General features: G+C 45.0%; 13 protein-coding genes and 3 tRNA genes. 15 read left to right on the top strand and 1 reads right to left on the bottom strand.

Annotation, left to right across the window (positions count from 1 at the left end):
• The first annotated feature begins 33 nt into the window (after positions 1–33).
• From orn to ilvN, 9 genes are all read left to right on the top strand, one after another.
• Positions 34–579: an oligoribonuclease gene (gene orn, locus GTQ48_RS12440; protein WP_032095449.1), complete on the top strand. Its 546-nt coding sequence runs from the start codon at positions 34–36 to the stop codon at positions 577–579.
• Between the two features lie 100 nt (positions 580–679).
• Positions 680–755: transfer RNA gene (locus tag GTQ48_RS12435), tRNA-Gly, on the top strand.
• A 286-nt stretch (positions 756–1,041) separates the two neighbouring features.
• Positions 1,042–1,117 (top strand) — tRNA-Gly (locus tag GTQ48_RS12430).
• Positions 1,118–1,299: 182 nt separating this feature from the next.
• Positions 1,300–1,391, top strand: a tRNA-Gly gene (locus tag GTQ48_RS12425).
• A gap of 530 nt (positions 1,392–1,921) precedes the next feature.
• Positions 1,922–5,008, top strand: coding sequence for a TonB-dependent receptor domain-containing protein (locus GTQ48_RS12420; RefSeq protein WP_163106978.1), 3,087 nt, complete (start codon positions 1,922–1,924; stop codon positions 5,006–5,008).
• Between the two features lie 179 nt (positions 5,009–5,187).
• Positions 5,188–5,649 (top strand): hotdog fold domain-containing protein, encoded by a 462-nt coding sequence (locus GTQ48_RS12415; protein ID WP_163106977.1) that lies wholly within the window; start codon positions 5,188–5,190, stop codon positions 5,647–5,649.
• Positions 5,650–5,872: 223 nt separating this feature from the next.
• A complete protein-coding gene (locus GTQ48_RS12410; RefSeq protein WP_203565214.1) occupies positions 5,873–6,256 on the top strand; it encodes a MaoP family protein in 384 nt (127 codons plus the stop codon).
• A gap of 255 nt (positions 6,257–6,511) precedes the next feature.
• A complete protein-coding gene (locus tag GTQ48_RS12405; protein WP_032095485.1) occupies positions 6,512–8,230 on the top strand; it encodes an acetolactate synthase 3 large subunit in 1,719 nt (572 codons plus the stop codon).
• On the top strand, positions 8,230–8,727 hold the full coding sequence (gene ilvN / locus GTQ48_RS12400; RefSeq protein WP_032095445.1) for an acetolactate synthase small subunit: 498 nt from the start codon (positions 8,230–8,232) through the stop codon (positions 8,725–8,727). Before GTQ48_RS12405 ends, ilvN begins: the two co-directional genes overlap by 1 nt.
• A 111-nt stretch (positions 8,728–8,838) precedes the next feature.
• Here ilvN and GTQ48_RS12395 read toward each other — a convergent pair whose 3' ends face one another.
• Positions 8,839–9,885 carry a hypothetical protein gene (locus tag GTQ48_RS12395; RefSeq protein ID WP_163106976.1) on the bottom strand — a complete coding sequence of 349 codons (1,047 nt, stop codon included), beginning with the start codon at positions 9,883–9,885 and terminating at the stop codon, positions 8,839–8,841.
• A gap of 182 nt (positions 9,886–10,067) precedes the next feature.
• On the opposite strand from GTQ48_RS12395, the gene tatA reads away from it, so the two are divergent.
• The 6 genes from tatA to GTQ48_RS12365 are packed head-to-tail and all read left to right on the top strand — an operon-like array spanning position 10,068 to position 14,642.
• The gene (tatA, locus tag GTQ48_RS12390; protein WP_032095444.1) at positions 10,068–10,307 is read left to right on the top strand and encodes a Sec-independent protein translocase subunit TatA; all 240 of its coding nucleotides are present in this window, start codon (positions 10,068–10,070) and stop codon (positions 10,305–10,307) included.
• Positions 10,307–10,606, top strand: coding sequence for a Sec-independent protein translocase protein TatB (tatB, locus tag GTQ48_RS12385; protein WP_032095443.1), 300 nt, complete (start codon positions 10,307–10,309; stop codon positions 10,604–10,606). Before tatA ends, tatB begins: the two co-directional genes overlap by 1 nt.
• Positions 10,607–11,380: a twin-arginine translocase subunit TatC gene (gene tatC, locus GTQ48_RS12380; RefSeq protein WP_032095442.1), complete on the top strand. Its 774-nt coding sequence runs from the start codon at positions 10,607–10,609 to the stop codon at positions 11,378–11,380.
• Between the two features lie 25 nt (positions 11,381–11,405).
• On the top strand, positions 11,406–11,966 hold the full coding sequence (locus GTQ48_RS12375; RefSeq protein WP_163106975.1) for a hypothetical protein: 561 nt from the start codon (positions 11,406–11,408) through the stop codon (positions 11,964–11,966).
• Entirely contained in the window at positions 11,967–12,743 is a 777-nt protein-coding gene (locus tag GTQ48_RS12370) for a TatD family hydrolase (protein WP_163106974.1), read from the top strand.
• Positions 12,744–12,752: 9 nt separating this feature from the next.
• Entirely contained in the window at positions 12,753–14,642 is a 1,890-nt protein-coding gene (locus tag GTQ48_RS12365; RefSeq protein ID WP_163106973.1) for a sensor domain-containing diguanylate cyclase, read from the top strand.

Raw genomic sequence — 14,642 nt, 5'->3', positions numbered from 1 at the left:
GGTTGCCATGTCTGTAACGCATAGAGGAATGATATGAGTAAAGATAACAGTAACCTTGTTTGGATAGACATGGAGATGACAGGGTTAGATCCCGAAACCTGTGTGGTAATGGAGATTGCTACCATTGTGACTGACGCACAGTTAAACATCCTTGCCGAAGGGCCTGTTATTGCCGTTCACCAAAGTGATAGCGTGTTAGATACCATGGACGAGTGGTGCACGCGAGTGCATGGCGAAAGCGGTTTAACAAAGCGTTGTCGAGAAAGTACGGTGAGCGAGAGCGAAGCTGCTGAGCAAACCATAGCGTTTTTGCAGCAATGGGTTGATGCTGGTAAATCGCCACTATGCGGAAACACCATAGGGCAAGACAGACGCTTTATGGTGAAATATATGCCAGAACTCGAAGACTACTTTCACTACCGCAGTATTGATGTCAGTACAATTAAAGAGCTAACTCGTCGTTGGAAGCCTGAAATATTATCTGGTTTTGACAAAAAAGGCGTTCACCTTGCACTCGACGATATTCGCGAGTCTATCGAAGAGATGCGCTATTACAGAGAGAAAGTGTTTACGATTTAAGCACTCAAGTGCAAAGGCACTAAAAAAGTAGAATAAAAGGTTGCGTTACCCCAAAATTTTTGTAAAATGCGCACCACTTCAAACGAAGTGCCTTTTTGTTGCGGGAATAGCTCAGTTGGTAGAGCACGACCTTGCCAAGGTCGGGGTCGCGAGTTCGAATCTCGTTTCCCGCTCCAAATTTTAAACCTGATAGTAAACATTACTTTCAGTGGGCGTGAAAAGCGCGACCCCTTGTGGGCCCGCGACCGAGTGTCGGCCAGTTGGCGAATCTCGTTTCCCGCTCCAAATTCAAATCTAACTAACGGATAAAACGTCAGTTAGTGAGTGCGAAAAGCGCGACCCCATGTGGGCCCGCGACCGAGTGTCGGCCAGTTGGCAAATCTCGTTTCCCGCTCCAAATTCAAATCTAATGTCTAATCAACAACATTAGTGTTCAAAAAGATGCATCAGCATCGACTCTATGCGGGAATAGCTCAGTTGGTAGAGCACGACCTTGCCAAGGTCGGGGTCGCGAGTTCGAATCTCGTTTCCCGCTCCAAACTTTTCAGACATCTTGAAACTTATCTCGTTGTTTCGATGCGCCCCCTAATGGGCTCGCGACCGAGTGTCGGCCATTGCTTCACAACGAGTTCAAATCTGTTTCCCGCTCCAAATTCAAATCTAACTAACGTAAAATCAAATGCGTTGGTGTTCAAAAAGATGCATCAGCATCGACTCTATGCGGGAATAGCTCAGTTGGTAGAGCACGACCTTGCCAAGGTCGGGGTCGCGACTGAGTGTCGGCCAGTTAGCAAATAACGTTTCCCGCACCAGCCTGTTTACTTCATTTTCATAAATTAACGATTAGTGTATTCATACTAAGTGCATCATTATGCATCGTAACTTGCCTTTTATTGGTGCGCTAGAAATACGGTGTTCGCTATTCTACGCGTTTTTTCTGCACTCTATCTCTACTTAATGCCGATTTACAATGGCTTAATTCCATATGATTGCACAAAAATAGTGCGGTCGATGGTTTTCTTGGTTGACCTTTTGCATATTAAATAGATTTTTATAAATAAGTATGCATAATCACCAGCCTTTATGGGCTGTCGCAGTACAAAAGTGAACACATACTGGGCACAGTGCTTGCTAAACCATAAATGCTAAAAGTAAATAAATATAACTTTCTGGGTAAAACCAGAAAAAAATCCAGAAAAAATACCAGACAAAAAATGATAGTACACCACGTGAGCACCTTAATGTTGCTTGTTGTAGAGGTACGCATAATCAGTCTTACTGCCGGTAGCTATCACTAAGAATAGTGGCTTAAACAGACAAGAAAATATTCGGAGAAACACACATGGCTTTTGATTTATCAAAGCGCAATAACATTTCTGTACTAGCATTTGCCGTATCGTCGGCATTGGCCGTAAGTGCAGGAGCAGTTCAGGCTCAGGAAGAGACTGAAGTTAAAGAACGGGAAGTCGAAAAAGTAGTGGTAACCGGTTCTCGTGTTGCGCAAGATTCATCATTAAGTGCGGCAAGCCCAGTCTTGGCCATTAACGCGGGCGACATTAAAACTTCAGGTCAAATCGACCTTGGTGCCATGCTGCGTGAGTCTCCACAGCTACAGGCTTCACTTCCTGGCTCATTTTCAGCGTTCAGCGGTACGCCACTAGGTGCAAGTTTATTAGACTTACGTAACCTAGGTAGTGAAAGAACCCTAGTCATGGAAAATGGTCGCCGCCATGTTTCTGGTATTGAAGGAACAGGCTCAGTTGATGTCAATGCTCTTTCTACTGCACTGCTTCGCAATGTAGAAGTGTTAACGGGTGGTGCGTCAGCGGTATACGGCGCCGATGCGGTTACCGGTGTTGTTAACTTCAATATGCGCGACGGCGCATCGTTTGATGGCTTAGAAGTTCGTACGCAAACCGGTGTTACTGATGATGGCGATGCCAATGAATTCTTCTTATCATTAGCAAACGGTTTTACGAGCGATCGCGGTGACCTTGTTTTTGCCGTTGAATATCAAGAAACCAGCCCCGTATTTGCTCGCGACAGAGACTTTGCGGGTTCAGGTTTATTCTCTCAAGTCGCTAACTCAGAGGCTACTCAGGAAGCTTTTGGTGTAGATGCTCGCTTTGATAATACATGGGTACCTAATTATCGCCTGCCTATTTCAAGTGATCGCGGTGTAATTTCACTCACTGGCAGTGCATTTTTTGACGTACTTGATTCTGGCGGTGCTGCAGGTTGTGCCACTATCGGCTCACAAATGATCCCAACCTGTCAGGTAATTGGTGAAGACGGTAATTTACGTGCCTACAACCCAGGCGATGTCTATGTGGGTGCCTTTGATGCAAGTGGCGGTGACGGTGTTCCTGCATCCCCAGATAGCGAATTGATTCTGCCTGAATCTAAGCGTTTGTTAGTTCAAGCGGTGTCTAACCATGAAGTAAATGATTTTATAAACTTCTTTGTTGATGCTAAGTTTGTTTCAAGTGAAACAAAGGAAACCAACCAAGTAAACGGCTTTAACGATGATATTCCAATCTCGTTAGACAACCCGTTTGTACCTAGTGCGCTACTTGCTCAAATCAATCAGCTTAATGGTGAGGGAGAAAGCGTCAATTTGGTAATGTCTCGCGACGTTCTAGATTTCAATGCAACCTCAAACCCTGAAGCCGAGCGCAAAACGTTCCGTATAGTCACTGGCTTCGACGGTTACATTCCTAATACCGAATTAGAATACGAAGTATTTTATAACTACGGTCGTACGGATGCTGATATTACATCCAGAGTTCGTTTAGAAGACCGCTATTTCGCAGCTATAGATGCGGTTACAGACCCAACAACTGGCGAAACCGTGTGTCGTTCAGATTTAGACGGTTCTGCACTGCCACCAACGTCACCATTTCCTACGGTTAATGGCAACTTTGGTTTTAATACTTTCCAACCTGGTGACGGTTCGTGTGTTCCTGTTAACTTATTTGGAAAAGATTCAGTAAGCGCCGAGGCTGCTGCGTTTATTTTCCAGCCGGCGACGTCGCAAAACGAAATTGAACAAGAGAACTTCCTTGCTGTTATATCAGGTAACTCGTCTGATTTATTTGAACTACCAGCCGGTCCAGTATCGTTTGCGTTAGGTTACGAATGGCGTCGTGAAACAAGTACTTTTACACCAGACCCTTATTCTGCATCTGGCCTGACATTTGGCACACTAGATTCACGCAGTGGACCAACGAACGCATCAAATGGCCAATACGATGTTTCAGAATATTTTGTAGAAGCCACTATTCCACTATTAGAGGGAATGGATTTCGCCGAGCGTCTTGAGCTTCGTACCGCATACCGTAGTTCAGACTACGACCCATACGGCACTCATGATGCGTGGACAGTGGGTTCGGTATGGTCTCCTGTAGAAACCTTCAGTGTGCGTACTACGTACTCTGAAGCAGTACGTGTTCCAAATATAAACGAAGCATTTGCGCCAACGTTTGCTGCAACCCTTGGTGCAGGTGACGACCCATGTAACCAAAACTTTATTGAAGCGGGTTCTGAATTCCGCGAAGCAAACTGTATTGCATTAATCGGCGATAGCGTCGCCGACGGCTCATATGATTCAACTAACTTCTTGTCGGCCTTCGTCGCTGGAACCACAGGTGGTAACCCAGACTTATCACCAGAAGAAGCGGAAACCATTACGATTGGTACAGTGTGGATGCCCGCTGGCGAGTTGGACGGTTTGTTTGATGGGCTAGTATTCACGCTCGATTATTACAACATCCAAATTGATGGACTTATCGACAGCCTAACTGGGTTTGACATTGCGTCTAACTGCGTTGATGCACCAACGATCAACAACCAGTTTTGCGATGCGGTAGACCGAAATGCAACTAACGGTTCTATTTCTAACTTCCGCTCAGGGTTTATCAACCTAGCAGCAGTGGAAACTTCAGGAATCGATTTCCGTGTTGATTATGGTTTTGACTTAGCTGAATTAACCGACACAGACTCTCGTTTAAACTTTACCCTTAACGGCACCAACTTCCTTAAGAATGACGAAGTTCGCGACGTGTCGGCACCGGATGAAGTGACTGATGTACTTGGCACATTTAGTCGCCCAGAGTGGATAGTGAACATGAACGTTGATTATTTAATTGGCGATTTTGTTATCGGATGGCAAGGGCGTTACGAAAGTTCGCAATTACTTCCGGGGTTAGAGAATCAAGATATTGAAAACAACCCTGACTTCGTCAGCATTACATCTACAGGTTCTGCGCTAGTTCACGACTTTTCTGTGTCTTATACCTTTGACGATTCGCTAGAAGTTTACGGTGGTGTGAATAATGCGTTCGAAGAAGACCCGTATTTAGGTACGCTTTCTCGTCCAGCAGGCCCTCGAGGACGTTTCTTCTTCCTTGGTCTGAATTACAACATGTAATCTAGGTGAGATAAATAACAGCCCCGCCACGAAAGTGCGCGGGGCTTTTTTTGTCTCATTGCTTTTAACCGAATCAAACGCTACTCTTGCTGGTCTAACCAGATGTGTGCTTGCTGTTACAAGATGCCAGCTCAATTTTTAACATACGCGTATACCGTTGCTGTGGAACACTGAATACTATGTCCAATAACTACGTACTAAACACCTACAATAAATTTCTTAAACTGCCTTTCGGTAAAAAGCTGTTCAGTTGGTACTCTGCTCGAAGAGCGCCTTATTTCTCTACCGTATCGCCTTTAATTACCGACGTCAGACCGAATTATTGTGAGGTCAATCTTAAGAAGCGTAAAGCAATAGAAAACCATATCGGCACGGTGCATGTTATTGCAATTTGTAACGGACTAGAAATGGCGATGGGGTTTATGTGCGAGGCATCTATTCCTAAACATTTGCGGTGGATTCCTAAAGGTATGGAAGTGAAGTACCCAGCAAAAGCAGACTCCGATATACGTTGTGTTGCCGAAGTGCCAGAAGATGCATGGAAGCCCGGTAACCTGCCTATTTCAGTAAAAGCATACAACAAAGAGGGCACAGTAGTGGTTGATGGAACTATTACTGTGTGGATAAGTGAGAAACGGTAAAAAAGCGTTTCATCAACCGTGATTTAGAGGGCCGCATTTGCGGCCTTTTCTGTCTTCAAACCACCTTAATATATTAAGTTTTTACTACCGTGTATTTTCGGTTTGACAGCCGCTATAAACCAAACTAAACCTATCGATAGATGTCGGGTAAAAAGTCTATTGCATAGCTGAGCGCGTGTGTTGCCAGCTACCACCAAGCTAACATGTGTTGAACGGGGTGAATATGTCGGTTATGACGAAAGAGCAGGTAGTGGGTAAATTGTTTGTGGATAAAAAAAATTACCCGTATGGCTTTGCCCGTTCCGGTGATTTCTCTATTTCAGAGAGCAAACTTCTGCAGTCTACAGGGGGATTATTTGCAGCGCTTGTAGATGGCCACATAACGCCCGAAAATGATGAAGAGCAATCCTACCTCGAATCAGCACTAGGCCATCGCGAGCCAGCAACGCCTCAAGAGAGGGTGTGGTTAAAGTATCAACGACGCATAAATCGACCAAAAGCAGCGAGTATTTACGGTTCTCAAAAACCAATTCTTGAGGATGGCGATGATGGAAGCGATACAACCATAAGTGATAATAGCGACCTTGATGTAGACATATCAGATTAAGTCGTGTCTACCTTTACCCTATACCTGTGCACAAGATGTATTGATCCTAATAAATGTTAAATCAATGTAAAACTCTATCCTAATTTAGGTTGCAAGCTCGCTGCATTCGAAATGTTTATCCTAAAAATCCTCGTTACTGGGATATATATCTCACTTTTCCTCAATTTGGTGTTTTATCTTCCTAATAGCTTCGATATAGTCCAGACATGGTCAACGAAAGCTGACAATACATAACCTTTTATGGGAGATACAACAGTGAAAATGATGTCGGGCGCAGCCATGGTGGTTGAAGCGCTAAAAGATGTAGGAGTGACTCATGTATTCGGCTACCCAGGTGGAGCCGTACTAGACATTTACGATGCGTTATATGCGCAAGAAGATGTCAAACATGTCCTCGTGCGTCATGAACAGGCAGCCGCACATATGGCGGATGGGTATGCACGTTCAACTGGCAAAACCGGCACCGTTCTCGTCACCTCAGGTCCAGGGGCAACAAACACGATCACCGGTATAGCCACAGCCTATATGGATTCAATTCCTATGGTTGTGCTGTCAGGGCAAGTACCGTCTATGCACATTGGTGAAGACGCATTCCAAGAAACGGACATGGTTGGGTGCTCGCGCCCTATCGTTAAGCACAGCTTTCTTGTTAAGCGTTCAGTGGATATCCCAGAGGCGATTGCTAAGGCTTATTATATTGCAAACACGGGGCGTCCTGGCCCTGTTGTGGTTGATTTACCAAAAGACTTGGTGAGTGTGGCAGATGAACATCCCTATGTATTCCCAAGCGATGTTACTATGCGCTCATATAACCCCACTGAAAAAGGCCACCCAAAGCAGGTTAAAAAAGCGGTAGAGTCACTACTTAAGGCCGAGCGCCCCATACTTTATGTTGGCGGCGGTGCAGTAGCATGCGATGCATCAAGTAAAGTGATTGAATTGGCAGAAAAGCTCAATGCTCCTGTAACTTGTACACTTATGGGTTTAGGTGCAATGCCAGGCACGCACAAGCAGTTTATCGGTATGTTGGGCATGCACGGCACCCTTGAAGCCAACAAATCGATGCACAATGCCGATTGTATTATTGCATTGGGGGCTCGATTTGATGACCGCGTGACAAACAATGTGGACAAGTTCTGTCCCCATGCAGACATTATTCACGTAGATATCGACCCAGCGTCAATCTCAAAAACCGTAAACGCACACATTCCTGTTGTGGGCTCGGTAGATAAAGTATTGGATCAAATTCTTAGCCAAGTAGATAAGAAAGACTTATCACATCAGCCAGAGAAGCTTGCCGATTGGTGGGAACAAATTGCAACATGGCGTGCAAAGACGTGTTTGAATTACGAGCAAGGCGAGGAAGTCATAAAGCCTCAGCGCGTTATCGAGACCTTGTACAAACATACCGATGGAAAAGCGTTTGTGAGTTCAGATGTTGGCCAACATCAAATGTTTGCGGCATTGTATTATCAATACGACAAACCTCGTCAGTGGATAAATTCAGGTGGCCTTGGCACCATGGGCTTTGGCTTGCCAGCGGCCATGGGCGTTCAGTTTGCTCACCCTAAAGCCACATCGGTTGTAGTCACTGGTGACGGTAGTATTCAAATGAATATTCAAGAGTTGTCTACCTGCTTGCAGTACAACCTACCAATTAAGATTATTTCGTTGAACAACCGTGCCCTTGGAATGGTTCGCCAATGGCAAGATATGATTTATAAAGGTCGCCACTCGCATTCCTACATGGATTCTATGCCTGACTTCGTTAAGCTTGCTGAGGCCTATGGGCATGTTGGTATTAAGGTCGACAAGTTAGAAGACCTAGATGCAGCGATGGAAAAATGCTTTAGCTATACAGATAGACTTGTATTTATGGACATTGCCATCGATCAAAACGAACACGTATATCCAATGCAAATTAAGTACGGCGCCATGGATGACATGCGCTTGAGCAAGACGGAGCGAACCTGATGAAACGCATTATTTCAGTATTAATGGAAAACGCCCCTGGCGCACTATCACGTATTGTTGGTGTATTCTCACAGCGTGGATATAACGTTGATTCGTTATGTGTAGCGCCTACAGACGATTCAAGCTTGTCTCGTTTAACGATTATCACCCACGGGGATGATAAGGTGATAGAGCAGATCACCAAGCAGGTGAACAAGCTTATCGACGTACTTAAAGTGGCCGATTTAACGGAAAATACGCACATTGAGCGCGAACTGATGTTAATCAAGGTCGCTACTCGTACAGAGTCAGTGCGCGCAGAAGTGAAGCGTAATTCAGATATATTTCGTGGTCGTATTCTCGATGTGAATGCCAACAACTACACCATTGAGATTACCGGTACTACCGATAAGCTCGACGCGTTTGCCGCCACTATGGGGCAATGTGCTGAGGTGATTGAATCTTCACGAACCGGCGTGTGCGGTTTAGCGCGGGGTGATAGAGCACTTCGTCCTTAATATTTATCGGCTTTCGCTGCTAATGACTGGCAGCACAGAAACGATAAAAGAAAGAAGGCCAGTTGATAAAAACTGGCCTTTTTATTTGCCAATCAAAAAAGTCCGACCTCATTAATTGCCTGAGTTGCCGCCGTAGTAGGCTTCTACTCTAAGGGCCACACCTAAAGACGCTGAAAAGTTATCTTCGCGAAGTAATAGAACGAAGGGCTCTACATCGAAATACAACCAGTCTCTAATCGTGTTAGAGCGCCATCTTAATCCACCATACACCTCCTCTACGCGATAATTTGGTTGACTCAGTCCTTCTACCATCAGGTGCGGAATTAACGCGTTGTGGTTGTTAATAGAATAAAGGTGCTGAATTTCATGTCGCCAAAACCAGTCGTTGGTTTCATCGCGATAGAAAAAGCGATTGTTTTGTCTCACAAGGTGCCGTGGGCTAATATCGTACTGAAAGGCAGCGCCTATCTCTGCACCAAGTCTGTCCCTGGTAAAATAATACAACTCAGCATCATACAGCATGGCCAATTTATTGGTGAAAGCTAGGGCATCCCGATACCTTGCTCGGGTATACAGTTGGTCCCGTCGTCCGGCTCCTACTCTAAAAGAGTAGTGTGAATTCTGGTCTGGGCGAAAGCGCAGGGCAATGGTGGTCTGGTCGCGATTGTTATCGGCGGTATCTCTGGCGGCTCGAATCGATGAGTCTTGGGTTTCATCTTCATTGTCACTTAACAAAAGGTCAACGCGCTCTTCAAGTGCCGGAAGCTTTACGCGGATCCTAAAACGTAAATCTGTGTCAGCAAAATCCTCAGAACGAGGTTCCCACGCAAGCTGAATACGCCCCTCGGCATGGGCCTGTTCACCAAGCTGTTTTGCACCTGAGTCGCCACTGTGAAACCAACCATCAAACTGCTTTACAGTAAAATCCATGGAGTCAGTAAAACTGCGCTGCCAGATATCAAACCACTGCTCGTCAAAATGATGTTCATGAACGTCATTGGCCTCATTGGACTGATGGGTTTGCAGGCTGGCGCTGCTTTGTGATTGCTCATGGTTACTGACCGCATCTACATTACGTTTGGCCGTCTCTATGTTGGTTTGTAGCGGCGAAAAGTTGACAAGCATTAGGTGACATAACACAGTTACCGCACAGGTCATTAACGACTAACCCCTTGTTAGCAATCGTGATGTTAGGTGCTTAAATTAGCAAACCTTTGTAATACAAAGAATGAAACGGTAAGTACAAAACGTCAATGATTATTCGATAAGATAAATATTCAGGTGAAAGGAACGGCTCGCGGTGGCATACTGGTGCCATTGACGTTGGGGAGATAAATTTTATGGGTGGAATTAGTATTTGGCAGTTGCTGATAATACTGGTTATTGTTGTGTTACTTTTTGGTACAAAACGCCTTAAAGGTATCGGCACCGACTTAGGTAGTGCCATCAAAGGTTTCAAAAAAGAAATCACTGAAGACGATAAAGATGCAGACTTCGACCAAAAAAAACAGGTTGAAGAGCAGCGCTCGACTGACTCAGTATCCACAAAAACAGAAAGCGACGTTAAAGATAAGTCCTAATGTTTGATATTGGCTTTTGGGAGTTATTGGTCATTGGCGTTCTGGCCCTACTAGTGTTAGGTCCAGAACGGTTGCCCGGTGCCATGCGTTCTACTATTAATACTATTCGCGGCGTGCGTAATATGGCAACTGGCTTTAAGCAAGAAGTTGAGCATCAATTGCGCGTGCACGAATTGCATGAAAATCTTAAGAAAGCGGAACAGCAAGGGCTTAAAGATCTCTCACCAGAACTTGAACAAAGTGTTGATGAGTTGAAAAAAGCGGCTGAGTCGGTTCAAGAACCATATAAAAAGCAGTAGATGTCTGACGCAAACAACTTACTATCTCATTTAATTGAATTACGCAGCAGAATTCTAAAGGCGCTATTGAGCGTGCTGGTGGTTTTCCTGTGCTTGGCTGCGTTTGCGCAAGATTTGTATCAGCTTTTGGCTATGCCGCTTTTAAATGCAATGCCAGAAAATGCCACAATGATTGCCACTGACGTTGCCTCACCGTTTTTCGCGCCGTTTAAACTTACCTTGGTGCTATCCTTTTTTATCGCCATTCCTTACGTGCTTTATCAAGTGTGGGGCTTCGTGGCGCCAGGTCTTTACCGTAATGAAAAGCGTTTGGTGGCGCCATTGTTGTTATCAAGCACCTTACTCTTTTATGCGGGTATGGCCTTTGCGTACTTTGTGGTTTTCCCCATTGCCTTTGCCTTTTTCACGAGTGTGGCCCCCGAGGGCGTTACGGTAAGCACCGATATTTCAAGCTACCTTAACTTCGTGTTAAAGCTGTTTTTCGCTTTTGGCGTGTCTTTTGAAATACCCATCGCTATTATTCTATTGTGTTGGACCGGTGTTACAGACGCCAAATCACTACGTGCTAAACGCCCATTTGTGGTGGTTGGTGCGTTTGTTGTCGGCATGCTGCTTACCCCGCCGGACATTATCTCGCAAACTTTATTGGCAATCCCCATGTGGTTTTTATTTGAAGTGGGCGTGATCATAGGCGGACTATACGCTGGAAAGGCCAAAGACGCAGATGAACCCGAGCAAGACGAAGCAGAAAACAAAATTTCAGACGACGTTTAATTCATTAATAACAAAAGGGATAAAAATGAAATCACGAGCCATTACTTTGATCTCACTGCTTGCAGCGTTAGGTACATTTTCGGTGCAGGCTGAAAGTATTAGCAAAGCAATCGAAAAATGTCGCGGCACTGAAAACAGCCTAAAGCGCCTTATGTGTTACGACCGTATGGCAAAATCTATAAGCCAGTACGACGACGTTGACATGCAAATAAGTGATGTACCGGCTATTCCTCGAGCAACTCCAAAGCCAGCCGTCACCAAAGTACCGGCTGTTCGCCCTACCGTTGCTGCTGCGCCGCAAGAAATGGAAGAGCAAGACCCTGAAGCGTCTTTCGGCTTAGATAAAAAGCGCACTCCAGCTGATGACGTATCTGAAGTTGCACTAACGGTTGCTGAAGTGTCTAAAGGCACCCGTGGAAAGCAAGTCATTACCTTTAATGACGGCTCACAGTGGCAACAAGTGGATAATACCTATTTGAAATTAGAAACAGGGCAGGGCGTTACTATCGAAAAGGGCCTATTTGGTGCATTCTTTCTAGGCGTTGATGGCATAAATAAACGTTTAAAAGTAAAACGACTGAAGTAAATGACCTTATTCGATGCTGGTGTCAATCTGCTAGACAGGCGCTTCGATGCCAGCGAAGTTATTCAACGTGCCTTCGAGGCAGGCGTTGAAAAATTATGTGTCATTACCACTCATCCAGATGAGTGGGAGCCTGCTTATCAGCTATATCTAAAGTTCCCTCAAATACTGTGTTACACCATTGGCGTGCATCCTCACCACGCAAAAGACGTTACCGACCAATCATTAATTCAACTTGAGCAGTTAGCGCAGCGTGAAGGCTGTGTAGCCATAGGCGAATGCGGCTTAGACTTTAACCGCAACTTTTCTGCACAAGACACCCAATTGTCGGTGTTTGATGCTCAGCTTGCTATTGCAGTTAAACTGCAAAAGCCCGTTTATCTGCACGAGCGCGATGCGTTTGAACCACAGATGGGGCTGTTAACTCACTATATTCCTCAGTTGCCAGGCGGCATTGCTCACTGTTTTACTGGCACGGTGGAACAGGTTAATGCCTATTTGTCTCTCGGTTTGTACATTGGGATCACGGGGTGGGTATGTGATGAAAAGCGGGGCGACGCGCTAAGAGAGGCGGTAAAAAATATTCCCAAAGACAGGCTTATTTTTGAAACTGACGCTCCCTATCTCTTTCCAAAAACATTAAGACCAAGAAAGCGAAATAACGAGCCAGCCTTTTTGCCTCACATTGTGAGGGCGGTTAGCGAGATGTTAGCACTATCTGAAGAGCAGCTAAGCGAATACAGTTTCACTAACAGCTGCACTTTGTTTTCCATAGGCTGAGAACGGTTGATGCAAATTCACACAGACAAGCTACGTAATTATGATGTTGGTTTGCTGGTAACTGCCATCGTTGCTGTTGTGCTTTTTATATCACTGTTTTTAAATATATCCCCCAACTCGTCGCAGCCCCCGCATTACTCACAATTAAAATATCGTTTTGCATCACCTGACGAGCTAAATTTTGAGAATGTGGACCAAGTACCATCCAACCAATGGGTGCCCGCTACATCACCCGTCAATTTAGGAATGAGTGACAAAGCCGTGTGGTTTTCAATGGTCATTGAGCCCACTCAAAGCCCAGATAGCAAATATTTGCTGCATATTGACTATGCCTTATTAGATGAACTCGACGTAGGCATATTTGAGAATATTAGTTCGGCGCCCGTTGTTACTTACTCTGCTGGAGATACACAAACGGCAGAAAACCGTCCGTTTCAACACGTAAAGCCACTTTTTCCGTTGCCGTCTAGCCAGTTTTCACAGCAGGTTTTTATTAAAGTAAAAACCTCGGGAACCATCCGGTTACCCATTCGTATTTGGAAAGAAAGTGAATTCATTCAGTTCACCGCCAATCGAAATGCTGCATTAGGTGTCTTCTTTGGAATACTGATTGCGATGGGAATAAGCAATTTATTCCTCACCGTCACTACTGGGAGTAAGTCATTTTTCCTCTACTCCGGCTACGTTTTTTGCCTAGCCCTCACCATTGCCACACTTCAAGGTTATGGTTTTACCTATCTTTGGTCGGGTAGCCCTTGGTTTCAAGGTAAAGCCGCCGTTATTTTTGCCAGTGCCACCATCATGTTTGGCAGCATGTTTACTCGTAGCTTATTGCCCATAAAGAAATACAGTATTCTGTTGGACAAAATAATGCGCGGCATTGGTTGGCTATGTGGGGCAAGCATCGTTGCCAGTGTGTTACTGCCTTATTCAATTATGATCAAAATTTTCTTAGTGGCCTTGAGCATTATCGTCTCTTTCACGTTGCTATTAGGCGCGTGGATGGCCACTAAAGGCGAAGTGATAGCTCGATACTTTACCATTGCTTGGGGCTTTTTACTGATAAGCGCCTTAGCGGCAAGTTTTGACAATTTAAACCTAGTCCACCTGCCATTAACGTCTAATACGTTACTCATTATTGGTGGTGCAGTTGAAACGCTTATTCTGGCGTTAATCTTGGCGATTAATTTCAGCCACAGCAGAGATACACTGATAAACGCTAAGCAATTTGCATTAGAGCAAGAGAAGCAGGCCAACACGGCCAAAGAGCACTTGCTAACCATGCAGCAACGTCATCAAGAAGATTTGGAGTACAAAGTTGAAGAGCGTACCCTAGAGCTTGAGGTTACGTTGCGAGAGCTCTCTGAAGTGAACCAAGAGCTAGAGCGACTCAACGCAGTAGACCCGCTTACAGGCGCTCACAACCGCCGTCACTTTGATAAAAGCCTGCGCGCACAGGGGCGACGAAGTCGCAGAGAGCAAATACCGCTCTCGTTGATTATTCTCGATATTGATCACTTTAAGCAAATTAACGATAAATTTGGTCATGATGCCGGTGATGAGTGTTTAAAGCATATGACACACCTCTTTCAAAAACATATTCATCGCCCTAGCGATGATTTATGTCGAATTGGGGGCGAAGAGTTTGCTGTTATCTTACCTAATACCGATCTCCAAGGCGGTAAATTCATTGCCGAAAGTCTGCTAACAGCGTTGGCATCTGAACCACTGAGTTATGAGGGCGATGAAATAAACCTTACTGCCAGTGCCGGCGTAGCAACTGCTATTATGCATGATGAAGATCAGGCTCAACACTTATTCAGACTTGCCGACTCACTATTGTATAAAGCAAAGCAGAGTGGGCGAAACAAAGTAATATCTCAACAACTGCAGGACTAA

Origin of the sequence: Alteromonas genovensis, from assembly GCF_010500895.1 — a bacterium.
In the GTDB taxonomy this organism is placed as follows: domain Bacteria; phylum Pseudomonadota; class Gammaproteobacteria; order Enterobacterales; family Alteromonadaceae; genus Alteromonas; species Alteromonas genovensis.
The sequence above is the reverse complement of the archived record's forward strand: the minus strand, read 5'-3'. Positions and strand labels throughout refer to the sequence as shown.

Bases quoted from the DNA above. Each gene is read 5' to 3' on its own strand.
- orn (WP_032095449.1), top strand. From the start codon at position 34: ATGAGTAAAGATAACAGTAACCTTGTTTGGATAGACATGGAGATGACA.
- GTQ48_RS12420 (WP_163106978.1), top strand. From the start codon at position 1,922: ATGGCTTTTGATTTATCAAAGCGCAATAACATTTCTGTACTAGCATTT.
- GTQ48_RS12415 (WP_163106977.1), top strand. From the start codon at position 5,188: ATGTCCAATAACTACGTACTAAACACCTACAATAAATTTCTTAAACTG.
- GTQ48_RS12410 (WP_203565214.1), top strand. From the start codon at position 5,873: ATGTCGGTTATGACGAAAGAGCAGGTAGTGGGTAAATTGTTTGTGGAT.
- ilvN (WP_032095445.1), top strand. From the start codon at position 8,230: ATGAAACGCATTATTTCAGTATTAATGGAAAACGCCCCTGGCGCACTA.
- GTQ48_RS12395 (WP_163106976.1), bottom strand. From the start codon at position 9,885: ATGACCTGTGCGGTAACTGTGTTATGTCACCTAATGCTTGTCAACTTT.
- tatA (WP_032095444.1), top strand. From the start codon at position 10,068: ATGGGTGGAATTAGTATTTGGCAGTTGCTGATAATACTGGTTATTGTT.
- tatB (WP_032095443.1), top strand. From the start codon at position 10,307: ATGTTTGATATTGGCTTTTGGGAGTTATTGGTCATTGGCGTTCTGGCC.
- tatC (WP_032095442.1), top strand. From the start codon at position 10,607: ATGTCTGACGCAAACAACTTACTATCTCATTTAATTGAATTACGCAGC.
- GTQ48_RS12375 (WP_163106975.1), top strand. From the start codon at position 11,406: ATGAAATCACGAGCCATTACTTTGATCTCACTGCTTGCAGCGTTAGGT.
- GTQ48_RS12370 (WP_163106974.1), top strand. From the start codon at position 11,967: ATGACCTTATTCGATGCTGGTGTCAATCTGCTAGACAGGCGCTTCGAT.
- GTQ48_RS12365 (WP_163106973.1), top strand. From the start codon at position 12,753: ATGCAAATTCACACAGACAAGCTACGTAATTATGATGTTGGTTTGCTG.